The sequence below is a fragment of the Microcosmobacter mediterraneus genome (genome assembly GCF_031846265.1).
GTDB classification, from domain to species: Bacteria; Bacteroidota; Bacteroidia; order Flavobacteriales; family Flavobacteriaceae; genus Microcosmobacter; species Microcosmobacter mediterraneus.
In genome coordinates, this window is the sequence record NZ_JAVRIA010000002.1 from 232,985 (window position 1) to 258,391 (window position 25,407).

A 25,407-nucleotide genomic window follows, 5' to 3' on the forward strand; every position below is an offset into this window, starting at 1 on the left:
ACTTATGAATGAAACCTCAAATCTACCAAGACCTACTTATTTTGAAAACAGTATTATGGTTAGTTTTCAAAAAAGCATTAAACTTTTAAAAAGTATTATGCTGTTAACCAAAAAAATATTCATGCTATAACCCTTTGGGTATAGCATGGATTAATTTTTTGGTATATTCTGACTGAGGAGACTGGTAAACTATATCTGCATCATTAAGCTCTTCAATTTTACCCTCGTTCATCACTAATAATTGATCCGACATATATTTTACAACGGCTAAATCGTGCGAAATAAATATATACGTAAACTTAAAATCTTGCTTTAAATCATTTAGTAAATTAAGAACTTGTGCTTGTACAGAAATATCTAAAGCAGAAACGGATTCATCACAAATAATGAGTTTAGGTTGCAAAGCAATAGTTCTAGCAATGCCAATACGTTGTCTTTGACCTCCAGAAAATTCGTGTGGATACCTATAAAAATGATTAGGTTCTAAACCAACTTTGGTTAATAGTTCTTTTACAATGTCTTCTCGTTCTTTTTTTGAGTTGCCAATATTATGAACTTTCATAGGCTCTATTATGGCATTACCAACTGGCATTCTTGGATTAAGCGATGCGAAAGGATCTTGGAAAATAATTTGAATATCTTTTCTCAATTGCCTAACAGCAGTTTTATCGAGTTTATTTATATCAGTCCCTTTATAAATTACTTTACCAGATGTTGCCTTGTCTAATTGTAATATGGCATTACTAAGGGTAGACTTACCACAACCAGATTCGCCAACTAAGCCTAAGGTTTCACCTTCATACACTTTAAAACTTACACCATTTACAGCTTTAAAAAGCTCTGCTTTTTTAAAGGGTCCTAATTTAGAAACGAATGCTTTTTCTAAATCAACAATTTCTAGCAATGGCGAATTATTATAAATAAAATCATGGCTAGCTTGTCGCTCTTCTTTAGAAATTATGGCTGTTTCTCTAGTATTATTTATAAAATCTTTTATGGTTGGTAGTCTTTTTAATCTTTTTTTAGTTGAAGGTCTAGATTCTATTAAGGCTTTAGTATAAGTTTCTTTAGCATTTAAAAATATCTGCTCAGTATTACCTTGCTCAACTATTTTTCCGTTATACATTACCAATACTCGATCTGCGATTTCAGACACTAATGTTAAATCGTGAGAAATAAAAAGAACACTCATACCTTCACTTTTTTGAAGTTCTTTTAGTAATCCTATAATTTCTTTCTGTACAGTGACATCTAATGCTGTAGTAGGTTCATCTGCAATGAGAAGTTTAGGCTTGCAAGCAATTGCCATTGCAATCATGATGCGTTGCTTTTGTCCTCCAGAGATTTCATGAGGATACGCTTTAAAGATACGCTCTGGATTTGGCAAATTCACCTTTTCAAATAGCTCTAAAACCTCGGTTTTTATTTGCTTTTGTTTCCTTTTAGGATAGTGGGTTTTTAAAATTTCAATAACTTGTTTTCCACAGCGCATCGATGGATTTAATGAACTCATTGGCTCTTGAAAAATCATTGCAATATCTTGCCCTCTGATAGATTGTAATTGTTTTTTATCAATACTTGTGAGCTCATATTCTAAAAATGTAATAGATCCTGTTATTTTTGAAATTTTTTTTGGTAGTAGTCCGAGAATTGCGAGGGATGTTATTGATTTCCCCGATCCAGACTCACCTACAATGGCTAATATTTCATTAGCACTTATACTAAATGAAATATCCATTATAATCTCTTTCTCAATACCCTCTTTAGAGAAAGAAATAGTCAAATTTTTCACATTCAATAGGCTGGAATTCTCCACATGTAAATGTAATTAATTTTGAATAGCTGTTGCAAACTGAAAAATAAAAAAACACTATTGATAGAAATTTACTTATAATAAAAGTGTATTTCATCGTGTTTTTATGCCTTTTGTAGATAATATTCAATATTTATATTATATTTACCCGAATAAATTAACCGCTTATCGATGAAACTTACTAGTTATTTGCCTCGAATCACCTTTGCTATTTTAGTGTTATTTATGTTTAACTCAGTAATAGCACAGAATACAAGCCTTTCTCAAGCTATAGAATATATTAATAATAAGGGAGAAGTTACTTTTAGCTTTAAAGTCAGTGGACGTGAAGCTTTGGGTCCAATTTCGCATCAAATGTCTATTGTAAATTTTGATCCAACCACTAATACAGTAAAAGTATGGGCAAATGAACAGCAATTTGAACAATTTTTAGAACAGGATATTCCGTTTCAAGTCACTGCATTTGATAATGTTATTGGTCCTCAAATGATGTCTGACGATATTCCAAGCTCTGATGGCTTAGCTAATACCCTTACTTTTCCAATTACTGCTTATCCTACTTATTCAGACTATGCACAGCAAATGCAAGATTTTGCAAATGACAATCCTGGTATTTGTGAATTTATAAATCTTGGTCCAACAACAGAGGGAGATAAAGATATATTATTCGTAAAACTATCTGATAATGTGTCAACTAATGAACAAGAACCAAGATTACTTTACACCTCGTCAATGCATGGCGATGAAATTGCTGGTTACCCTATGATGCTTGAGCTTATCAATTATTTAATTTCTGCTTATAATGATACAAATCATGTAGATCATTCTAGAGTTCAAACCTTATTAAATGGTTCTGAAATTTGGATAAATCCTAATGCTAATCCTGATGGTACTTATTATAATGATCCAACAAATACATCTGTGGCTAATGCCAGACGTGCCAATGATAATGGTGTAGACTTAAACAGAAACTACCCTGATAATATTGGTGGTACAAATCCTGATGGCAATCCACATCAACCTGAGACTTTATTATTTATGGACTTAGCAGATGATTACCATTTTGTTTTATCAGCAAATTTTCATGGTGGGATTGAAGTTGTAAATTATCCTTGGGACAACACCTTTACACGTCATCCAGACGATGACTGGTATCAACTTATCAGTAGAGAATACGCTGATAATTGTCAGGCAGCTGGTCCTAGTGGATACATGGATGATCTAACAAACGGAATAACAAATGGTGCAGATTGGTATCAAGTACAAGGTGGTAGACAAGATTATATGAATTTTTATCATCAATGTAAAGAAACAACTATAGAACTCTCTAATGCTAAAACACCACCAGCGGCTCAATTAGATGATTTTTGGAATTATAACAGAGAAGCTCTAATACAGTATCTACAGCAAGGAACTTATGGTTTTAGAGGCGTAGTTAAAGATGCTAGTTCAGGTAATCCAATTGAAGCAACGATTACATTAGTTGGCTTAGATGATGTAAGTCTTGGTTCTAATACTATTTCCGAACTACCTCATGGAGATTTTTACAGACCTACAATAGCAAATACTTACGAAATACTAATTGAATCCCCTTGTTTTCAATCCGAAACATTAACCAATCAAACCATTAATAATTATGAGGTTGTAGACCTTGGAGATATTTTATTAACGCCTCTGGCTAATGTTCCTCCAACTGGGTTAGCAACATCTAATCCAACAAGTTTTTCAGTAGATTTAAATTGGAATCCTTTAGCATCAGGAAATTATGATATAAGATACAGAGAAATTGGTGCTCCGACATGGACTGAGGTGACTGGTATAATTACAAACATATATCAATTAACAGGGCTAATAGCATTAACTGATTATGAAGTTCAAGTCCGTACAAACTGTGGTGCAACAGTTTCTGGCTATTCATCCTCTGTAAACTTTAGTACTAATAACTTAGCACCATGTACTGGAGTTTTAGTTTCTAATTTTACTTATACAGAAACATTTGACTCAGGCATGGGTGATTGGGTTCAAGGTTCTGGCGATGATGGTAACTGGACCATTAATAATGGTGGAACACTCTCACAAAATACAGGTCCATCTGACGATATCACTGGTGGTGGAAATTATTTTTACACGGAAGCTTCAAATAATGAAGATCCTGGACCAAACGCAACAGTATATTTAGAGAGCCCTTGCTTTAACCTTACAAATTATATTAATTCTTCTTTCACATTTAATTATCATATGCGAGGCACTAATATGGGAACTTTATCTCTAGAGGCTACAATTGATGATGGCTCTAATTGGACTCAAGTGTTTACTCAGAATGGTAATCAAGGAAATCAATGGAATCTGCAAAACGTAGACATTAGTGCTTATGATGGCACAATAGTTAAGTTTCGATTCGTTGGTATCACTGGTTCTGGTTTTAGAAGTGACATGGCTATAGATCAAATGGTGTTAACTGCAACTTTTGTAGATACTGATAACCCTATAGCTCCAACTAACTTAGTAGCAGGGAATACAACGGATACAACAACTGATTTGTCTTGGGATGCTGCAACTGACAATATTGGTGTTGTTGAATATGATATCTATCAAGGTGCGTCAGTTATTGCAACCGTTAATACACTTACTTACCAAGTAACAGGTTTAACACCAAGTACAGGTTATTCTTTTAGTGTTACAGCAAAAGACGCTGCAGGTAATGAATCAGATCCAAGTAATGTTGTAAACATAACAACATCAGATCCGCCAGACACAGATGCGCCAACGACTCCAACAAACTTAATAGCCTCTAATACAACCGAAACCTCAACAGACTTATCTTGGGATGCTGCAACTGATAATGTTGGAGTTACTGAGTACGATGTTTACCAAGATGGACTAGTTGTTACAACAGTATCTAGTACATCATTTCAAGTTACTGGATTATCAGCAGGAACAAATTATGCTTTTTATGTTATAGCTAAAGATGCTGCTGGGAATGAATCGTCGCAAAGTAATACTGTTAATATTACTACTTTAGATAATCAAGATCCATCAGCTCCAACTAATTTAATTGCCTCTAATACTACAGATACTTCTACAGATTTATCTTGGGATGCTGCTACAGATAATGTTGGTGTTACTGCCTATGATGTTTATCAAGATGGAGTAGTCATTGCAACTGTGGCGACTACAACATATCAAGTCACTGGACTAACGAATGCAACATCATACTCTTTTTATGTTATAGCTAAAGATGCTGCTGGAAATGAATCTTCACAAAGTAATACTGTTAATATTACTACTTTAGATTCTGAAGCACCAACTGCACCAACGAACCTTATTGCTGCAAATACAACAAATATTTCAACCGATTTATCTTGGGATGCTGCAACTGATAATGTTGGTGTTACTGCCTATGATGTTTATCAAGACGGAATCGTTATTGCAACAGTAGCTACAACAACACATCAAGTTACTGGTTTAACAAATGGAACTAGTTATGCGTTTTATATCATTGCAAAAGATACTGAAGGAAATGAATCTCCTCAAAGTAATACTGTAAATATAACGACTCTAGATACTGAAGCACCAACGGCTCCAACAAACCTAATAGCAACTAATACCTTAGATACATCTACCGATTTATCTTGGGATGCAGCCACAGATAACGTAGGTGTTACTGCATATGATATTTATCAAGATGGAATCGTTATAGCAACTGTTAATACTAATAGTTATCAAGTTACAGGGTTATTAGCTTCAACTTCTTACAATTTTTATGTTATTGCTAAAGATATCGCTGGAAATGAATCGCCGCAAAGTAATACTGTAAATGTAACTACTTTGGCTGGACCAGATACTGAAGCGCCTACAGCTCCTACAAATCTTATAGCATCAAATACAATAGATACTTCTACAGATTTATCTTGGGATGCTGCAACGGATAACATTGGTGTCTCTGAGTATGATGTCTATCAAGATGGAGTACTCATTGCTACTGTAGCTTCAACAACTTATCAGGTTACAGGGTTAACTGCATTAACGTCTTACGACTTTTTTGTTGTTGCATTAGATGCTGCAGAAAATCAATCAGGTAATAGCAATACAGTTAATATTATTACTTTAGATTCTCCAGATACGCAAGCTCCATCTGTACCGCTCAATTTAATTGATTCTAATATAACTCAAACAACTGTAGATTTATCTTGGGATGCTGCAACAGATAATGTTGGTGTTACAGCATATAATGTTTATCAAGACGGTATAGTCATTGCAACTATTACTGTTACTAATTATCAAGTAACAGGTTTAACACCAAGCACAAGTTATGCGTTTACGGTAACTGCTCTAGATGCTGAGAATAATGAATCAGGAATGAGTAATAATGTTAATATTAGAACTTTAGACCCTCCAGATACCGAAGCTCCTTCAATTCCAGCCAATCTTATTGCTTCAAACACAACTCAAACAACTGTAGATTTATCTTGGGATGCCTCAACTGACAATGTTGGTGTTACAGAATATAATGTTTATCAAGACGGTATAGTCATTGCAACAGTAGCTACAACAACCTATCAAGTTACTGGGTTAATACCTAGCACAAGTTATGTTTTTACAGTTACAGCTCTAGATGCTGAAAGTAATGAATCTGGGATGAGTAATTCTGTTAATATAACGACATTAGACCCTCCAGATACTGAAGCTCCTAGTGAACCAACTAATTTAAACGCATCTAATATTACTCAAACAACCATAGATTTATCTTGGACTGCCTCTACAGATAATGTTGGTGTAACAGAATATGATGTTTATCAAGGCAACACCTTAATTGCAAGTGTTGCTAGTACTACATATCAAGTTACTGGACTTACAGCTAACACACTTTACATCTTTAGAGTAGACGCAAAAGATTTAGCAGGTAACATTTCGGGTTCAAGTAATACAGTAAGTGTTACTACTCTAGATGTTGTTACTGGTATATACTGTAACTCAAGCAGTCAGAATGTTAACGACGAATATATAAGCAGAGTACAATTAAACGAAATAGATAATTCATCAGATGATCAATTCTATTCAGACTTCACTAACATATCAACAATTCTTAGAAAGAATACTCAATATACTATAGCAATAACTCCTACATGGACAGGAACATTGTATAATGAAGGGTATTCTGTTTGGATAGACTATAATAAGGATGGTGATTTTACTGATCCTGGCGAACAAGTTTGGACAAGAAATCCAACTCAAAACACTCCAGTAAGTGGTAATTTTACAGTTCCGGTTGCTGCATTGAAAGGTTCAACAAGAATGAGAGTGTCCATGAAATATAACGATATACCTGATCCATGTGAGACCTTTACTTGGGGAGAAGTTGAAGATTACACTGTGAATATTATTGATGAAGATGTTCTACTCTTCCATAATAACGTATGGCAACCTTATGCTCCTTCTGATATAACTGATTCGGAAAACGCACTGATTTTAGATGGAATATATTCCATTAACTCTGATATTAACTTAGATAATTTAGAAGTTAATACTGGAGCCTCTATTGATGTTGCTCAAGGACAGTCAATTACCTTAGCAGGAAACTTAAGCAACCTTGGGACAGTAACATTTAACTCAGATTCAGATGAATACTCTAGCTTAATAGTTGATGGATTTGTAGCAGGAAATATTGAATACTTACGTCACACAAATGTTGTGGCAAGTTCTGGTGGTAATGACCTTGTGTCTCCTCCTGTCTCAGATCAATCTTTTATAGATTTTTTCCCTAATAATCCCAATATAGTGAGTAATGGTAGCAATACACTATTTTTATTTGGTCCATTTAATAAAATTAATGGTAATTACGATTTATACTCTGATCAAGAAACTGCACTATTAACTGCAGGAACAGGTTACAGAGCTGGATCTACTGATAATTCTACATTTGTATATACTGGAACTGTCAATACATGGAATATTAATAAACCAATATCTAATAGTGGTCCTGCGTTTTTTGAATGGAACTTAATTGGTAATCCATACCCATCCTATATACGTTTAGTCGATTTCTTAGCTGCTAATAACTCAGAATTTGATTCACCAACATCAGGTATTTATGGTTATGATGGTGATGCTTCAGATGGTTGGACTATTTGGAATCAGGCTTACTCAGATGCAAATCCTAATGCTATGATCACTCCTGGTCAGGGCTTCTTTGTCTCTTCAAAAGCTGGTGGAGGAAACGTGAGTTTCACTACTAATATGCGTTCTTTAGGAGATAGTGACGATTTTATTTTAGGAAGAGAAGGACTTCAAAATGCTATTTTGTATTTACAACTTCAAATTAATGATGAAGCAAGTAATAGCTACAATACAGACTTCTACTTTAGTGATAATGCTACTCTTAGTTTGGATGCTGGGTATGATGCCGCAATATTTGGAGGGAATGCTCCTTCATTTTCTTTATTCTCTGAGTTAGTAGATGCAAATGAAGGTACTGATATGGCTGTACAAGCTGTTGGTAATGACGATCTTTATAATGGAGTTGTAATTCCTTTAGGAATAAGGGCTGGAGAAGGTCAACAGCTTACCATAAATATTTTAAACACAACATTACCAGGAAATGTGGATGTGTATCTAGAAGACACACTTTTAAACACAGTAACATTACTAAATACAACCGATTATATTTTCACCACAAATTCAGTGTTAAATGGTACAGGAAGATTCTTTTTAAGATTTGAGGCAGACACCTTAACTGTAACTGAAAATCCTTTTGATACATTACAAATCTATAATACAAAATCACCTAGAGAATTAATCATTAAGGGACAACTTAACGAAGTTACCCAATTGTTTTTATATGATGCACTTGGAAGATTAGTGAAATCTGAGTCCTTAAATGCTAATACAAATGAGCACAAAATAAATTTATCACAGATAGACAATGGTATTTATATTGTAAATTTGAAAAACAACACTCAGACTTCATCTAAAAAAATAATAATTAGATAGAGTCTTTATAAAATCTATTAATTCATAAAAAATGCAGGACTAAAATCCTGCATTTTTTTTGTTTAGTAAGAACTTTCTTCAAAAAAATTACGGTTTTTCCGCATATTTCATCGTTAATCTGAGTATTTATTAACAATAGTGTTAAAACTACTTAAAATTACATTATTTTCATTGCCAAGTTTTTCTCACGAATTACGCTATTAATAACCCTTAATAACCCTTACATGAAAACCAAACTTTTCTTGCTCATCGCTATGATGAGTTTAAACGTTTTATTTGCGCAAAGTAATAAGCTATGGCAAACAAAAACTGTAAAAAACACTAATCAAATTAAAACCAATCACAGAAGTTTACTTCAGCCCAAAGTATACAACCTTGACGTTGAAAGCTTAAAACAAATTGTTCAAAATTCTCCTCAGAGGACTTCTAATTTTTCAACCTCAAACGTTATCGTTTCTATTCCAAATGCAAATGGAGAATTTAAAGCTTTTAGAGTTTTTGAAGCTTCTGTAATGGATCCAGCTTTACAAGAAAGATACCCTGAAATTAGATCTTATGCTGGGCAAGGTATTGATGATCCTTCTTCTATTGTAAGGTTCAGTATTACACCAAACGGATTTAGTAGTATGGTGTTATCTGCGACTGAGCCTGCTTCTTTTATAGAACCATATACTACAGACAACAACTCTTACATAGTATACTCTAGACAAGAGCGTTTTGATACTTCAGACCCTTTTGAGTGTTCTGTAGTAAACCAAGTATCCAAATCTATGTCTGGAGATGATAGTATGCAAAGAAATGCAGATGATGGTATTCTAAGAACATACCGATTAGCAGTATCTACGACTGGAGAATACACCCAGTATCATGGCGGCACTAAAGCTCAAGCATTATCTGCCATCGTCACTACAATGGTAAGAGTCAATGGAATTTTCGAAGTAGACTTCAATGTCAATATGGTTCTTATTGCAAATACAGATGATGTTATTTACACCAATTCTGGCTCTGATCCATATGGTTCTTCAGGACAATGGAATGGGCAATTACAATCCACTTTAACTAGTAATATTGGTGAAGCCAATTATGATGTAGGTCATTTATTTGCCCAAGGTCAAAACAACGGAAACGCAGGTTGCATTGGCTGTGTTTGTGTTAATGGTCAAAAAGGTAGTGGTTGGACCAACGCCACAGTTCCTGAAGGCGATTTCTTTGATGTTGATTATGTTGCCCACGAATTAGGACACCAATTTGGAGCCAATCACACATGGACCTTTGGTGGTAATGAAGGCACCAACGTGCAAGTTGAGCCAGGAAGTGGAACTACAATAATGAGCTATGCTGGTATTACAGGTTCGACAGATGTTGAACAGAATGTAACACCAAACTTTCATTCTGTATCTATTGAACAAGTTACTGATTATATTAAAACAACGAGTTGCCAAACTAATACTAATACAGGTAATTCAGTACCAACAGCAGATGCAGGATCTAATTACACTATTCCTAGAGGAACACCTTTTGTTTTAGAAGGCTCAGGCTCTGATGCTGATGCTGGTAATGTACTAAGTTATGTTTGGGAGCAAATCGATGAAAATAATGCTTCAACCACATTACCAAGTACTACAGCTACTTCTGGTGTGGCTTTCAGATCTTATGAGCCTAGTACAAATCCTGATCGCTATTTGCCAAGATTACAAACTATTAAAGCTGGTGCAACGTCATGGCAATGGGAAGCTGTTCCTAATGTTGCTAGAAACCTCAACTTTAGATTAACTGTTAGAGACAATGTTGCAGGTGGTGGAACCAACAATAGTGATGACATGACCGTGACTGTAAATGGTACTGCAGGTCCATTTGTGGTTAACTCACCAAATTCTAATGTAACGTGGAATGCAGGAACTACTCAGGCTGTAACTTGGAATGTTGCAGGCACGACAGGCAATGGTGTTAATGCTGCAAATGTTGATATTTTCTTATCAACAGATGGAGGTGATACTTACCCAATTGCTTTAGCATCTGGTGTACCAAATGATGGTTCACATGATATCGTAGTACCAAACAATCAAGGTAACCAAAACAGAGTAATGGTTAGAGGTGCAAATAATATTTTCTTTGATATTTCTAATACAAACTTTACTATTGCAGGACAAGTAGTATGTAATGCAGATGTACCTACTGGCTTAGCTGCGTCAAATGTATCCACAACTACAGCAACATTGAGTTGGGATGCTGTTCCAGGAGCAACATACGATTTAAGGTATAGAGAAGTCGGTACTTCAACTTGGACAACTAACACTGTTACAGGAATATCATCAGGTTTAAGTGGTTTAACTGCTTTAACAGATTATGAAGCACAGGTACGAAGTAAATGTTCTGGTGGCAGTAATTCTGCTTACAGTAATTCTGTCAATTTTACAACTACAGACGTGCAATTGAACTATTGTGGTTCAGCTAGTACAAATGTTAATGACGAGTACATTAGTCGTGTACAATTAAATACTATAGATAACTCCTCAGGAGCTCAATTCTATTCAGATTTTACAAGCATAAGTACTACACTTACTAAAGATACACAATATACAATCACAGTTACACCGACTTGGACAGGCACTGTCTATAATGAATCTTATGTTGTATGGATAGATTACAATAGAGATGGTGATTTTTCTGATCCTGGTGAGCAAGTATTCACCCAAGGAAACACACAAGCAACTTCAGTAAGTGGAAGCTTTACTATACCTTCTTCAGCTGTTGAAAACTCAACTCGAATGAGAGTGTCCATGAAGTATAATGCTTTGCCAACAGAATGCGAAACATTTACCTACGGCGAAGTTGAAGATTATACGGTAATAATCGAAGGTTCTGGACCAGATACTGAAGCACCAGTAATTACATTAAATGGCTCATCTACAGTCAATCTAAATGTAGGAGATACTTACACTGAACTTGGTGCAACAGCTACAGATAACATAGATGGTGATTTAACAGGTAGCATCGTAATTGGAGGAGATACTGTGAACACAAATAATGGCGGAACTTATGTCGTTACATATAATGTTAGTGATGCGGCTGGTAATGCTGCAACTGAGGTTACAAGAACAGTAAATGTGATTCCAGATACAACAGCTCCAGTGATAACATTAAATGGTTCTGCAACAGTGAATATTAATGTAGGTGGAACTTATACCGAACAAGGTGCTACTGCAACTGATAATATTGATGGTGATTTAACAGGAAGTATAGTTATTGGAGGTGATACAGTGAATACAGGTACAGCTGGAACTTATGTAGTGACTTACAACGTTTCAGACAATGCTGGTAATGCAGCTACTGAAGTAATTCGCACAGTTAATGTTGCTGCTGACACAACAGCTCCAGTTATCACATTAATCGGGAATGCTTCTATAACATTAGAACTTGGTCAAGCATATAATGAACAAGGCGCTACAGCAACTGATAATATCGATGGTGATATTAGTGCTAACATTGTTATTGGTGGAGATAACGTAAATACAAGTATTGCTGCTACTTATGTTGTCACTTATAACGTTTCTGATTCTGCTGGTAATGCAGCAGCAGAAGTAACACGAACAGTTACTGTAAATCCAGATACTACAGCTCCAGTAATAGTTTTAAACGGATCTTCTCCTGTTAACTTAACTGTTGGAGATTCGTATACAGAATTAGGAGCAACTGCAACTGATAATATTGATGGTGATATCTCTGGTAACATTGTTATTGGTGGTGACACAGTGAATTCAGGTGCTGCTGGGACTTATGTAGTAACTTACAACGTTTCAGATTCTGCTGGTAATGCAGCAAACCAAGTTACTAGAACGGTTAATGTTTCAGAACCATCTAATGGATGTTCAGGAGCAGTTTCACTTCCTTATTCTGAAGGTTTTGAAGGTGGACTTGGCGGATGGAGTCAAGCAACTGGAGATGATTTAGACTGGACAGTGGATGCGAACGGCACACCATCAAATAATACTGGTCCTGCTAGTGCAACAGAAGGTTCTAATTATATTTTTGTTGAGGCTTCTGGTAATGGTACAGGTTATCCAAACAAGCGTGCTATTTTGACTTCACCATGTTTTGATTTGGTTGGCTTAACAAATCCAAATTTCAGTTTCTCTTATCATATGTTTGGAGCTGCTGATATGGGAACTATTGATTTAGAAATCAGTGATGACGATGGAGCATCTTGGATTAGCGTTTGGAACCAATCCGGTAATCAAGGTAACCAATGGTTAGATGTAGATATCGACCTATCTTCTTATGCTGGTAGTAATGTTCAATTACGTTTCAACAGATTTGTAGGAAGTACTTGGCAAGCTGATATCGCAATAGATAATATTAACTTATCAGAACCTGCTGCACCAACTTGTGATGATGGTATCCAAAATGGTGATGAAACAGGCGTTGATTGTGGTGGCTCATCTTGTGCGCCATGTAGTACATCTAATGTTGTTTTAAATGAAGGTTATTTCGAAACAGGATGGGATAACTGGATTGATGGCGGAAGCGATTGTGCAAGAAGACAAGATGCTGCAAGATCTTATGAAGGACAATACTCAATTAGAATTAGAGATAATTCTGGTGTAGCGTCTTCAATGACGTTGTCTAATATTGATGTAACATCTTACTCATCAATTGAGGTAGATTTTTACTTCTACGTATTAAGTATGGAAAACGGTGAAGATTTCTGGTTACGTTTCTTTGATGGCTCATCATGGACTACAGTTCAAACTTGGACAAGTGGTGTAGATATTGAAAACAATAACTTCTACAATGCTACTGTGACTATTCCTGCTTCTAGTTACAATTTTGCAACTGACTCAGGGTTTAGATTCCAAAATGATGCTTCAGGAAATAATGATCAAATATTCATTGATCAAGTGACTATAACAGGAATTTCTGGAACGGCTAGAGGTAATAACGATAAATTAATTGTTGTTGGATCTTTAGCTGATGAAATAGCCTTCGAAGAAGACTTTAAGCTATATCCTAATCCAGTAAAAGGAACAATTCTTAATATAGAATTACCAGAAGGTGATGCTAAATTTACCTACAGAATTATGAATGTACTAGGTAGAACAATTATGAATGGCTCTTCTGAAGGTTCAATTAATATTGAAAATCTTAATGCTGGTGTTTACTTCATAGAAGTTAACGATGGCGAAGATATAATGATGATGAAGTTTATTAGAAACTAATAAACTTAAACAATTTGAAAAGGCTGAACTTTAAGTTCAGCCTTTTTTTATACATGCAAAATTTCGTTCTCTTCTAGTAACACATCTCCACGTAATCGCAATAAAATTTGAGCTACAGCTATGGTGTCTTTTTCGCAATAGGTAATTATTCTATCTATAGCTTTTTCTTTGTAATAAACTTCACAAACCTGACTACCATCAATATCATCTTTTGGTGAAGGAATCCCAAGAACATTGGTCATTAACTTTAAAGATGTATAATGTTTATAGTCACCAAACTTCCATAATTCCAGAGTGTCTAGATGTGGAACCTCCCATGGTTTTTTCCCAAATAGGTTCAACTTATATGGCAACTCTATATTATGAATAATCATACGTCTGGCTATATAAGGGAAATCGAACTCCTTACCATTATGAGCACAGAGTAAATGTTTTGCTTGACTGAAATGTGAGATTAATAAGTTCTTAAAATCTTTTAGAATTTTAATTTCGTCATCATAAAAGGACGTTACTCTAAATTGTCTTGGATCACTTTCTGCATTAGAAAAATAGCCTACTGATATGCATACAATTTTACCAAACTCTGCCCAAATGCCAGCACGATCATAGAACTCTTCAGCTGTAAAGTCATCTTTTCGTTGGTATTGCGATTTAGCTTCCCAAAGCTCTTGCTTAGTCGTATCTAAATCACTAAAATGCTCTGTTTCTGGAACCGTTTCGATATCCAAAAACAATATGTTTTCTAGATTTAGTTTGGCAATCATGATTACTTTATTTTTCTTGTTGAAGACTATAAATATAAGAAAAACAATAACTTAGCGGTTTTTGGAATAAAAAACCTATACTACATTAGATCTAAAGAGTTTGATCATTATTAAAATTGAGATTTTCCTCAATTGCTTTTTTAATATTTTGGGCTTTTTCTATAGCGTCTTCATAAAATTCTTGCTGATTTTGTAATTGAAAATACCTGCCAAAAATTAAGGTAGGCATCTTATGGTCATTTTTTATTTTCTCAATATTGAGAGGTATGGGCCTTCTTCTGTCATTTTTATAATAATCGCTCATAAGTGGATGAAAATTACTACCCTTTCTATGATATATGCTGTAGTTGTCAAAATAATAGGGCTCCAACTCCTTTTTAATGAAAGTATTGGATATTTCTTCACGCTCTTTTACCCGATTTAATGAGTTGTAATAAGAGCTGATGTCATTTTGCAAAATTTTTGGTAAAATAGAGAACTCTCCACTTTGATTTAACTTATCGTAAGCTGATGTATTACCGTAAAAATTTCGTTCAAATAAATTATCTATAATATAGCTTGTTGATAAAGAGTCGAATGGTTTAATTTCTTGAAATTACTCTGATAGCATTTTACAAGACACTAAACTGTTCTTAATATTTTGATTTAGTGACTTCAACAAAATGAGATCATCCGAAACATTTTGATACAATTGGCTTAGTTGAGTCTCAGACGATTTTTCAGATTTTACCTGCTCATTCCAATTGTTGATTTGCAATGCAATCAAAATTCCAATAACCACAAGTAGTATTTCACCAATAGCGTATTTAAAGTACTTGCCCATTTTTTTCTGCTCTATAAGTGATTTACGGATATGAAGGAAGAATTTAATCATCGTTTAACTCAGTTTTAATAAGCTCTAGAATAAGATTGTTTTCTTTGTCAATTCTCTTTAATATTCTTAAAGCATCTTTTAAATTCCATCGTTTATCTACAGTTGTATTTTGAAAATCTCTGTCTCTGTAAACACTTAACATATTTGATTTAAAGTTTTCTTGTTCAAAATCTTTATCGAAGATTATTATAGGAACATATTTTTTGTAGTGAACCCGTTGCTTTATGGTAAGTTTTTTAACTTCTTCCTGAACTTCAAGATAACCTGCGTATATACTTGGAAATTTAGATAATAAAATTTTCAGACTTTCATTACCTAGAATATCAAATTGTTGAGAAGAAATATTTAATGTGCTGTTTACTAAATTTACTTTAGGATAATTAAGTGCACCTAATGAATCTCTAGTTTTTTCGTCTTTTGGTAGTGCCACATTAGGACCTGTGTATTTTAAGATTAAAGTGTTGTATTTAAATCTTGTATCGAAATATTCTAATCCCTTTTTTATAATACTATCGTTGGCTTCAAAATCTAATTTTAATTGATTTAAAACAACTTTTTCTTTTTGAACTTCTAATCTTTTTTGATTCCAGTTATTAATTTGTAATGCAATTAAAATCCCAACAACAACTAGCAATATTTCTCCAATAGCGTATTTAAAGTATTTTCCCATTTTATTCTGTTCTAATAGTGATTTGCGAATATGTCTAAAAAACTTAATCATAATATTTTGTCCCCTCGAGCATTATCGAGGTCAAAATGTATTTTAAACGAAGATACCTTGCAAAGCAACTCGACAGGTTTTAAATAGGTCTCGACTACGCTCGACCAGACATTATGCATATGTCTTAAGATTTTAATCATCAAGAATTCTATTAACTATTATTTTTAAACAGTAATGACGCTTGCTTGCCAAAGACACCAGCAACTCCAGCAGCTAAACCTCCTATAATCCCAGTTACTAAAATCAAAACATAAGGATTACCTCCTAGAGTTAATAAGGTTGAAATCTTTTTTGCTAAAACAAAATCATTGGCATTGCCTAACCAAAATGAATGTACTATCCACAATAAAGCAATGGCTAAAAAAGGTATAAAAAATACCGACGTTTTCTTCAACTGAACTAACAGTGCTGATAAAAAAGCGGCTAACATAATTGACCACCAAGGTAAAAACTGTGCAAGAATAATTGCTAATAGAATGGTAAGTATAAAGTTGGTTATGTTCTTATTCATTACTTGAAGGTGTTAAGGTTTGTGTTGCAATTACTGTATCATCAGCAGTTTCATTTTGCATATAGTTAAGGCTATGGTAGTTACCTACAGCCCAATCATCTATGAAATTATCATAATATTTACTCCCTGGATTACCAGATTGCCCTCCAGGATAAATACCAATAGCTTTTGGTGGCGAGGACATTTCTACAATCATTCGCCAGGATGGTCCCCAATTTCTACCAGCAGCATTTACTGTATTTCTGTCACCTCCAATTGGTAAATCAAATCTTGAAAACGCTGGTAAACCTTGTAATAAATGGCCAACATAGGTGCCTTTATAGTACTGCCAATTATAATCGCCATTCTGGGCTTTCCATGAGTTAAGCTCCTTAGCTGTTTCTTTAAAGGCTATTAAAAAGAGATCATGAGCAGTTTCTTTTTCTGGTGTTTCAATAATATCCATAAAGGCATCTTCTGGGTTATCCTTTAACAGATCAATCGCAATGTATGTAAATGGTTTATCTAAAACCATGTCTTCTTTTTCATCATACTCATCCCAAATTAGCAGGTATAAATTGGTCCACCAAGAATCCCAAATACTTGGAGCAAGTTCACCTATATTACTATTAAAATCCCAAGCTTTGACTATGTCAAGTATTTCCTGCTCTTCTGAAGTTAAATTAGACGTGTCCATGTGCTTATACATATAAGGTAATAACTCAGAAGCCTTCTTATTAAAGTTAGTATTCTGTAAATCTTTAAAATCTTGAATATTAAATTTTTCTTTAGATCTAAAAAAGTCATTAATTACTCTATTACGATAAGAATCATAACCATCATTAAACACGTAAAAAGGATATAATGAATCTGTTGGATGTTGATTTGATGAACTAACAAATCCACGCTCTGGATTCTTAGTATGTGCATTAAATTCTCTTGGAATAAAACTTTGCCAGTCGTGATCTGGATTGCTACCATCCATTAAAAACTTTCCTTGTCCTTCCCATTTATTTGGAAACAAGCCTTGAATCCAAATAGCTATATCGCCTTCAGTAGAAGCAAATACAAAGTTTTGCGCTGGTGCAACATGCTTGGATAATGCATCTTTATAATCCTCGTAATTTTTACCTGTGTTCATCTTTAAGAATAGATCTACAAAATCATGGCCAATATGTCCAGCCCATTTCATAGCATAACCAACGCGTTCACTATCACTTTTAAAGGTGTGGTCATAACTTACTGGTCCATGATGTGTATACATTACAGAATCTAAGTACATTTCTTTACCTTTTATTTTAATCTCTTCAACTCTAACCGTTACATCTTTCCATCCATCATCATATTTGTATTTTGTTCGGTCTTCGTTAAACTCAATTTTATACCAATCCTTAACATCTCTTGTTGCATTAGTTTCGCCCCAAGATATGTGGTTATTAAACCCTGAAATAATTCCTAAAGTTCCTGGTAATGTTGCTCCCATAGAATTATGTTCTGGAGTTGCAATTTGCATCACATACCAAATAGAAGGTAAGTTTAAGCCTAAGTGAGGATCATTAGCTAAAATTGGATTACCTGAATATGATTTACTTGGTCCTACTGCCCAATTGTTACTGCCATTATGTGGATTTGGTTTCTCCATGACCTCTTTAATTGAATCCATGGGCAATTCACTTTGTGGTAATGGTGTTTGCTCTTCATCTATGAAACTCCAATCAGTATCTGTTGGGATCACAGGATCATCAAAATCGTAAAAATCTGGATACAGCATATCAAACCTATCCTTTCCAAATTCTCTGAGCGCATTGGTATATTCAAAATCCGAATCACCTCCGCATAACATATCTGTCATGTACATGAGCAAGTGCATGGTTTTATCTATAGTCCACGCTTCTGGCTTATAATCGAGGAGCTTATACTCTACAGGATAATCCTGTGGCTGTAGTTGATTGATATAGGCATTTACACCATCGCAATAAGCTTGTAAATGCGATAGCGATTTAGGATCTTTTTTAATGACTTCCATACTGTTTTCTGCACCATATATCATCCCTTTTCTACGTTGCGCTCTATCATAGTTTAAAGCGTTTTCACCAACAATTTCAGATAATCGTCCTGCTGCTGCATGGGTTTGAAACTCCATTTGCCAAAAACGATGTTTAGCTGTGATATAGCCTTGAGCTCTATATAAATCAAGGTCGTTTTGAGCAAAAATATGTGGTATCAATTGTGCGTCGTAATGAACTGTTACCTCATCAGATAAGCCATCAATACTTAGCTCGCCAGTAATATCTTCATCTCTTTCATTTTGCCAAACTCCTTGGGAAGGACTTAAAAATTTTCCTATTGGCGGAATTGAGCCTAGTTTAGTATTGAAGCAATAAAAGATTGCTATAACAAGAAGTAATGAGACTAGTAATTTAGCTATTTTCATTATTAGGAGTGTTTTTTGATGTTTAAAGATAATTTTTTTAACTGAATATTAATTAAACAATTTTTGCTGTTTAATTGGGTTTTCATGCTCTAAGAGCCACTTCTTTCTGTATAATCCTCCTGCATAACCAGTAAGACTTCCATCACTACCTATAACGCGATGACATGGTACTACAATCCAAAGTGGGTTTTTACCATTGGCATTTGCTACAGCTCTTATGGCTTTAACATTACCTAGTTGTTTAGAAAGATCCAAATACGATATTGTTTTTCCGTATGGAATCGAATTGATTGCCTGCCAAACTTGTTTTTGAAAAACCGTTCCTTCAGGATTTAGTTTAAGATTAAACTGCTTACGCTTTCCTTTAAAGTATTCTTTGAGTTGATCTACACAATCTTGTAAGTTATTAGGAATAGCTTTATTAGTTTCTGCAACAGATTCTAGAATTGATATTTTTGAAATTCCTTCAGAGTTACCTTCAATTTTGGCAATTCCTAAAGGTGTGTCAAAATAACAGTATTGCATTACTCCTTATCGAGATCAGTTTCATTGTCTTCAATAAGACCTAATCGTTTAGCTCTTGTTTCCCAACTTTTTCTAGCATACATTTGAAGATCAGCTACATTATCACTTTCGTCCATAATTTCAAACCCAAGTAAAGTCTCGATAACATCTTCCATTGTTACTAAACCACTTACAGAGCCATATTCATCTACAACTAATGCTATGTGATTTCTATTCTTAACTAGTTCCTCAAAAAGTTTAGGTATTGGTGTATCTCTATTGGTTACAAGGATATCGCGTTTTATTTCATCTAGCTTTTTTTCACCATTATCAAAAGCCATTTCTTTAAAAACATCATCTTTTAAAACTAATCCAATAATATTATCTAGAGTGTCTCTGTAGACTGGAATCCTTGAAAATCTTAAATTGGTGTTTTCATTAAAAAATTCGGCTATTGATGTTGAGGCATCTTCAACTTTCATAACAGTTCTTGGAGTCATAATATCTTTTACCAAAACCTCTTTGAATGATAAAAGATTTCTAATGACATTGCTTTCATTTTCTTCAAACACACCTTCTTCTTGAGCAATATCTGTCATAGCAATAAAGCCCTCTCTACTTAAAATACTACCATGTCCTTTACCACCAATTAGTTTAGTGGTAAGTTGTAATACCCAAAGAATCCCTGTCCATTTTAATGGGAAAATTAGAACTTTTAACGCTTTGGTTGTAAAATTAGCTAGTTGTTTCCAGTAAGTTGCTCCTATAGTTTTAGGTATTATTTCTGAAGCGACTAAAATTAAAATTGTCATTATGGTTGAAACAATTCCGACCATGATATCTTCAGTAATTTCAAAACCAAAAAGGCTTCTGGTTTGCGTACCATATATTTCAACGTATGCTACTTTGGCCTGTACACCAACCAATATGGCTCCTACTGTGTGCGCAATAGTATTGAGCGTAAGAATTGCAATGAGTGGTCTATCTACATCTTTTTTTAGTTCTTCAAGTTCTGTAGCATAAACTTTACCTTCCTGTTTTTTCATATTGACAAATGTTGGTGTAACACTCAGCAATACAGCTTCTAAAATGGAACATAAAAATGAAAAGAAAATGGAAATGATTCCGTAGAAAATGAGTAAGCCCATTAAAGTAGTATAAGTTTTGTTCTGCTAATTTACGAAATCAATTTGACAACATCTTTAGCGAAATAAGAGGCTATAATATCGGCTCCTGCACGTTTTATTGCGGTAATTTGTTCTAACATTACAGCATCATGATCTAGCCATCCTTTTTCTGCTGCAGCTTTAAGCATAGCATATTCTCCCGACACTTGGTATACAGCTATAGGAACCTCTACTTCATTTTTAATGTCTCTAACAATATCTAGATAACATAATCCTGGTTTCAACATAACAATGTCTGCGCCTTCGTCAATATCCATTTCGGTTTCTCTAATGGCTTCAAATCTATTCGCAAAATCCATTTGGTAGGTTTTCTTATCCTTTGGTACATTTTTTAAGTCAGCAGGTGCAGAATCTAAAGCATCTCTGAAAGGACCATAAAATGCTGAAGCGTATTTAGCTGAATAGCTCATAATCCCTGTGTCAATGAAGTTATCATCATCTAAAGCTTCTCTAATCGATAATATTCTTCCATCCATCATATCACTAGGAGCAACGAAATTTGCACCTGCTTCTGCATGGCTAATACTCATTTTTGCTAAAATATCTACTGTGGCATCATTAATAATTTTTCCGTTTTCAACAATACCGTCGTGACCATAAGACGAATAAGGATCTAAAGCTACATCTGTTATTACTAACATGTCAGGGCAGATATTCTTTACTGTTTTTATTGCTCGCTGCATCAAACCATTAGGATTCAGAGCTTCTGTTCCTTTATTGTCCTTAAGGTTGTTTGGTGCTTTTACAAAAAGTAAAACAGCCTTTAACCCAAGATCCCAAAGTGTTTTCACTTCTTGCTCTAATAAGTCGAGGCTAAACCTGTAGTAATTTGGCATTGAAGCAATCTCTTCTTTAACACCTTTGCCTTCAACCACAAATAAAGGCACTAAAAAATCATTTGGAGTGATTATGGTTTCTCTTACCAAACCTCTTATGACTTCATTTTGACGTAAGCGTCTATTTCTTCTGAGTGGGAACATTTTAAATAATTAGAGTTGCAAAGATAGTCTTCTTTTTAAACCCAACTTATTGGGGTTTTTAAAACCTTAATCAATTTTTCTTCTTCGCTACCAACTTCTGGCAAATGATTGTAATGCCATTGTACGTGAGGCGGCAGACTCATTAAAATACTTTCTATTCTGCCATTAGTTTTTAAACCGAAAAGCGTGCCTTTATCATGCACTAAATTAAATTCTACATAACGACCGCGTCTTATCTCTTGCCAATTGCGTTGTGCTTTTGTGTAGTCTAAATCTTTTCTTTTGTTTACTATTGGCATGTAGGCTTCTAGGAAACTATCACCAACTTCTGTAACAAAGTCATACCAATTTTGCATTGACATCATTTCAGAAGCTTTACAATAATCGAAAAATAATCCACCAATACCTCGTCCTTCATTTCTATGACTGTTGTAAAAATACTCATCACAACGTGCTTTATATTTTGGGTAAAATTCAGGATTATGATTGTCGCAAGCTGATTTACATACTTTATGAAAATGAATAGCATCGTCCTCAAATAAATAATAAGGTGTTAAATCCTGTCCTCCTCCAAACCATTGGTCTACTATGTTGCCTTCGCTATTATACATTTCAAAATATCGCCAATTAGCATGAACCGTTGGTATCATAGGATTTTGAGGATGGAGAACTAAACTCAATCCACAAGCAAAAAAGTCTACATCACCAACCTTAAAATAGGCTTGCATAGACTTTGGTAGTTTGCCATGAACTCCTGAAATATTAACACCACCTTTTTCAAATACGTTACCATTCTCAATAACTCGTGTTCTTCCACCTCCTCCCTCTGGTCGTTTCCAAATATCTTCTTTAAATTTTGCTAAACCATCCACATCTTCCAATTTAGAAGTAATTGTATCTTGTAATCTCTGGATGTAGTTAAAAAATTTATCTTTCATTTTTAGCTCTTATATAGTTCGTAAAGCTCCATATCTAAAGCTTCTTTATTTGGTGGAGTATACTCTTTTGGCAAAGTTTCTTTCCAAATAAAATTATTTTTTTCTGCTACTTTTATACTTCCTAAATTACTTTTATGAGATATGATTTGAAGTGTTTCAAGTCCCAATACATCAAAAGCATAATTAGATAATGCTTTGATAGCTTTAGAAACAATACCTTGTCCTTCAAATTGATAACCTATACAATAGGCAAATTCGCCTTGTTTTTTTTCAAAGTCTACCTCTTTAATATACACCATTCCTACTAAATCTTTAACTTGATCTTTTCTTATTAAGAATAGAAATTCGGAACGTTCTTTAAAATTTTTTGCTTTTGTTGTTGCAAATATTTTAGATAATTCTGGTGTTAGATTTTTTGCAAGAGTTAAGGGGAAATATGCTTTTAAACGCTCCTCGTTAGCTACAGCAAAATTACATAGCTTCCAATAGTCTTTGTCTTCTACTGGGACAATCGTAAATATCTTATTAAAGTTAAACAACATCTGTCGATTTTTCTGCTTGTAAAGCATCTACAGTAACTTTAGAAGCTGCTGTAACAGATAGTGGTAATACCAAAATAACACCAACAACTGGGATTAAAAGTAATAACATAAAGCCTATACCATTTCCTATAGCTAAACCACGACGTTGCCTTACAAACTGTAAACTATTTTGATAATTATAATGACGCTCTAAAGTATAATCCATGTTACCAAATCCTGCATAATACGCTTGTACTAAAAACAACAAAAAGGTTGAAAAAATATTGACAACAGGAACAAACTTAAGCAGTAGAATAGGCAAAGTTAATAAGAGTTCCATTCCTAAATTTCTAAAATTTATACGAATTCCTCGCATTAATTGAGAGTTGAAAGTTCCTTTTCTTGGTGAGTAGGTATTACCTGTTAAGTATGCTTCTATTTTTTCTGAAACCGGACTCATAAAAGGTGCTGAAAGTGCCATAATAATATGCTTATACAAAATAAGTCCTAATGCTAGTATAATTATTCCTGCAACAAAATTTACAATACTTGTGAAAGTATCTTTGCCAAAATCCCATACCCAAATCTTAGCCATATAAGCACCTAAATTATCGGACCAGCCATAAGCAGCAACAGCTATTAATGCAGCTATAACAAAGCTAATAAGGATAGGCACACCAAAATATTTCCATAATTTTAATTTGGTAATAAGACCATATGCACCTGCATATCCTTCTAGTCCTTTTATTGTGTTTTTTAGCATTCTATTTTTTGTAAAAATTCATTTCATCTACATATTCCCAAACATGTTCTGGTAACATTGGTCGTATGTTCTTACCTGCTTTTATAGACTTTCTAATAAATGTAGAAGACAACTCCATAATCGGAGCTTCAATTTTAGTGACTTTTGGATGATCTTTAAATCTGGTTTCTATTTTACCTTTAGAAATTCTTGGGTATACATATATATGATGATGTTCTAAAATAAGCTCATAGTTTTTCCATTTATGAAAGCTTTTAAGGTTATCTTCTCCCATAATTAAAGCAAACTCATAATCTGGAAATTTCTCTTGTAAATAGGTTAACGTGTTTATGGTATAATTAGGTTGAGATAATCCAAACTCTATATCACTTGGTCTTAATTTAGTATAATCTTTAGTTGCTCTAAAAACCATCTCTAATCGCTGATTATTATCTAAAAGTGAACTTTTGGTTTTAAAAGGACTATGAGGTGTAACCACAAACCATACCTGATCTATATCACTATATTCTGCTAAATGATTTGCTATAGTTAAATGACCAACATGTATTGGATTAAATGTTCCAAAGTAAAGTCCAACTTTCATAAACACCTTTATTTAATGTATTTGACTATTAGCTCAGTAAAATGTTACTCTTCCTCACTAGAATTTATAAAACTAGACACTAAATTGTAAGATTCTTTCAATGCTTTATCTAAATCATCGTTTAAAACCACAGTGTCAAAAAGAGGTGCAGTTGCTAGTTCTGCTGATGCTTTTGCAATACGCATATTTATTTTATCTTTTGATTCTGTTTGACGCTTTTTTAATCTAATTTTAAGTTCATCAATACTAGGAGGCTTAACAAAAATGGCTAAAGTCTCATCAGGAAATTTACGCTTAATACGCAAACCACCAGATACATCAATATCAAAAATAACGTGCTTGCCTTTTGCCCAAATACGTTCTACTTCTGTCTTTAGTGTGCCATAGAAATTATCTCTGTAGACTTCTTCCCATTCTAGGAACTCTTCATTTTTTATCTTGGATTTAAACGCCTTTGAAGATAAAAAATAATAATCTTTCTCATCAACTTCTTCACCACGCTTTTCTCTTGATGTGGCTGAAATAGAAAACTCTAAATTGAGTTCTTCTTGCGCTAATAAGTGCCTTACGATTGTGGTTTTTCCTGAGCCAGAAGGTGCTGAGAATACAATTAATTTTCCTTTGCTCAT

The 25,407-nt window shown here is 34.1% G+C and carries 17 protein-coding genes; 2 read left to right on the forward strand and 15 right to left on the reverse strand.

Features of this window, described 5'->3' with window-relative positions; translation table 11 throughout:
* Positions 1–124: 124 nt before the first annotated feature.
* Positions 125–1,816 carry an ABC transporter ATP-binding protein gene (locus RM697_RS04495; RefSeq protein ID WP_432277877.1) on the reverse strand — a complete coding sequence of 564 codons (1,692 nt, stop codon included), beginning with the start codon at positions 1,814–1,816 and terminating at the stop codon, positions 125–127.
* A gap of 168 nt (positions 1,817–1,984) precedes the next feature.
* On the opposite strand from RM697_RS04495, the gene RM697_RS04500 reads away from it, so the two are divergent.
* Both RM697_RS04500 and RM697_RS04505 read left to right on the forward strand, forming a co-directional pair.
* The gene (locus RM697_RS04500) at positions 1,985–8,803 is read left to right on the forward strand and encodes a fibronectin type III domain-containing protein (protein WP_311426666.1); all 6,819 of its coding nucleotides are present in this window, start codon (positions 1,985–1,987) and stop codon (positions 8,801–8,803) included.
* 224 nt (positions 8,804–9,027) lie between these two features.
* Positions 9,028–14,019 carry an immunoglobulin-like domain-containing protein gene (locus RM697_RS04505; protein ID WP_311426667.1) on the forward strand — a complete coding sequence of 1,664 codons (4,992 nt, stop codon included), beginning with the start codon at positions 9,028–9,030 and terminating at the stop codon, positions 14,017–14,019.
* 47 nt (positions 14,020–14,066) lie between these two features.
* Here RM697_RS04505 and RM697_RS04510 read toward each other — a convergent pair whose 3' ends face one another.
* The 14 genes from RM697_RS04510 to gmk all read right to left on the reverse strand — a co-directional run bounded on the left by RM697_RS04510 (position 14,067) and on the right by gmk (position 25,407).
* Positions 14,067–14,783 carry a 3'-5' exonuclease gene (locus RM697_RS04510; protein WP_311426668.1) on the reverse strand — a complete coding sequence of 239 codons (717 nt, stop codon included), beginning with the start codon at positions 14,781–14,783 and terminating at the stop codon, positions 14,067–14,069.
* A 91-nt stretch (positions 14,784–14,874) separates the two neighbouring features.
* Positions 14,875–15,240 (reverse strand): hypothetical protein, encoded by a 366-nt coding sequence (locus tag RM697_RS04515; RefSeq protein WP_311426669.1) that lies wholly within the window; start codon positions 15,238–15,240, stop codon positions 14,875–14,877.
* A 138-nt stretch (positions 15,241–15,378) separates the two neighbouring features.
* Positions 15,379–15,657 carry a DUF6090 family protein gene (locus tag RM697_RS04520; protein WP_311426670.1) on the reverse strand — a complete coding sequence of 93 codons (279 nt, stop codon included), beginning with the start codon at positions 15,655–15,657 and terminating at the stop codon, positions 15,379–15,381.
* Positions 15,650–16,378 carry a DUF6090 family protein gene (locus tag RM697_RS04525; RefSeq protein ID WP_311426671.1) on the reverse strand — a complete coding sequence of 243 codons (729 nt, stop codon included), beginning with the start codon at positions 16,376–16,378 and terminating at the stop codon, positions 15,650–15,652. Before RM697_RS04525 ends, RM697_RS04520 begins: the two co-directional genes overlap by 8 nt.
* Positions 16,379–16,529: 151 nt before the next feature.
* Positions 16,530–16,889 (reverse strand): hypothetical protein, encoded by a 360-nt coding sequence (locus tag RM697_RS04530; protein ID WP_311426672.1) that lies wholly within the window; start codon positions 16,887–16,889, stop codon positions 16,530–16,532.
* The gene (locus RM697_RS04535) at positions 16,882–19,302 is read right to left on the reverse strand and encodes a penicillin acylase family protein (RefSeq protein WP_311426673.1); all 2,421 of its coding nucleotides are present in this window, start codon (positions 19,300–19,302) and stop codon (positions 16,882–16,884) included. Before RM697_RS04535 ends, RM697_RS04530 begins: the two co-directional genes overlap by 8 nt.
* A gap of 48 nt (positions 19,303–19,350) precedes the next feature.
* On the reverse strand, positions 19,351–19,827 hold the full coding sequence (locus RM697_RS04540) for a methylated-DNA--[protein]-cysteine S-methyltransferase (protein WP_311426674.1): 477 nt from the start codon (positions 19,825–19,827) through the stop codon (positions 19,351–19,353).
* Positions 19,827–20,954: a CNNM domain-containing protein gene (locus tag RM697_RS04545; RefSeq protein WP_311426675.1), complete on the reverse strand. Its 1,128-nt coding sequence runs from the start codon at positions 20,952–20,954 to the stop codon at positions 19,827–19,829. Before RM697_RS04545 ends, RM697_RS04540 begins: the two co-directional genes overlap by 1 nt.
* Positions 20,955–20,983: 29 nt before the next feature.
* Positions 20,984–21,973 (reverse strand): porphobilinogen synthase, encoded by a 990-nt coding sequence (hemB, locus tag RM697_RS04550; RefSeq protein WP_311426676.1) that lies wholly within the window; start codon positions 21,971–21,973, stop codon positions 20,984–20,986.
* 35 nt (positions 21,974–22,008) lie between these two features.
* Positions 22,009–22,911 (reverse strand): oxygen-dependent coproporphyrinogen oxidase, encoded by a 903-nt coding sequence (gene hemF / locus RM697_RS04555; protein WP_311426677.1) that lies wholly within the window; start codon positions 22,909–22,911, stop codon positions 22,009–22,011.
* 2 nt (positions 22,912–22,913) lie between these two features.
* On the reverse strand, positions 22,914–23,453 hold the full coding sequence (locus RM697_RS04560; protein WP_311426678.1) for a GNAT family N-acetyltransferase: 540 nt from the start codon (positions 23,451–23,453) through the stop codon (positions 22,914–22,916).
* A complete protein-coding gene (locus tag RM697_RS04565) occupies positions 23,443–24,195 on the reverse strand; it encodes an EI24 domain-containing protein (protein ID WP_311426679.1) in 753 nt (250 codons plus the stop codon). The genes RM697_RS04560 and RM697_RS04565 overlap by 11 nt, the downstream gene beginning before the upstream one ends.
* A gap of 1 nt (position 24,196) precedes the next feature.
* Positions 24,197–24,778, reverse strand: coding sequence for a nicotinate (nicotinamide) nucleotide adenylyltransferase (gene nadD, locus RM697_RS04570; protein WP_311426680.1), 582 nt, complete (start codon positions 24,776–24,778; stop codon positions 24,197–24,199).
* A gap of 44 nt (positions 24,779–24,822) precedes the next feature.
* Positions 24,823–25,407 carry a guanylate kinase gene (gene gmk, locus RM697_RS04575; RefSeq protein WP_311426681.1) on the reverse strand — a complete coding sequence of 195 codons (585 nt, stop codon included), beginning with the start codon at positions 25,405–25,407 and terminating at the stop codon, positions 24,823–24,825.

Coding starts and splice junctions, on each gene's coding strand:
- RM697_RS04500 (WP_311426666.1), top strand. CDS start 1,985: ATGAAACTTACTAGTTATTTGCCTCGAATCACCTTTGCTATTTTAGTG.
- RM697_RS04505 (WP_311426667.1), top strand. CDS start 9,028: ATGAAAACCAAACTTTTCTTGCTCATCGCTATGATGAGTTTAAACGTT.
- RM697_RS04510 (WP_311426668.1), bottom strand. CDS start 14,783: ATGATTGCCAAACTAAATCTAGAAAACATATTGTTTTTGGATATCGAA.
- RM697_RS04520 (WP_311426670.1), bottom strand. CDS start 15,657: ATGATTAAATTCTTCCTTCATATCCGTAAATCACTTATAGAGCAGAAA.
- RM697_RS04525 (WP_311426671.1), bottom strand. CDS start 16,378: ATGATTAAGTTTTTTAGACATATTCGCAAATCACTATTAGAACAGAAT.
- RM697_RS04530 (WP_311426672.1), bottom strand. CDS start 16,889: ATGAATAAGAACATAACCAACTTTATACTTACCATTCTATTAGCAATT.
- RM697_RS04535 (WP_311426673.1), bottom strand. CDS start 19,302: ATGAAAATAGCTAAATTACTAGTCTCATTACTTCTTGTTATAGCAATC.
- RM697_RS04540 (WP_311426674.1), bottom strand. CDS start 19,827: ATGCAATACTGTTATTTTGACACACCTTTAGGAATTGCCAAAATTGAA.
- RM697_RS04545 (WP_311426675.1), bottom strand. CDS start 20,954: ATGGGCTTACTCATTTTCTACGGAATCATTTCCATTTTCTTTTCATTT.
- hemB (WP_311426676.1), bottom strand. CDS start 21,973: ATGTTCCCACTCAGAAGAAATAGACGCTTACGTCAAAATGAAGTCATA.
- hemF (WP_311426677.1), bottom strand. CDS start 22,911: ATGAAAGATAAATTTTTTAACTACATCCAGAGATTACAAGATACAATT.
- RM697_RS04560 (WP_311426678.1), bottom strand. CDS start 23,453: ATGTTGTTTAACTTTAATAAGATATTTACGATTGTCCCAGTAGAAGAC.
- RM697_RS04565 (WP_311426679.1), bottom strand. CDS start 24,195: ATGCTAAAAAACACAATAAAAGGACTAGAAGGATATGCAGGTGCATAT.
- nadD (WP_311426680.1), bottom strand. CDS start 24,778: ATGAAAGTTGGACTTTACTTTGGAACATTTAATCCAATACATGTTGGT.
- gmk (WP_311426681.1), bottom strand. CDS start 25,407: ATGAGCAAAGGAAAATTAATTGTATTCTCAGCACCTTCTGGCTCAGGA.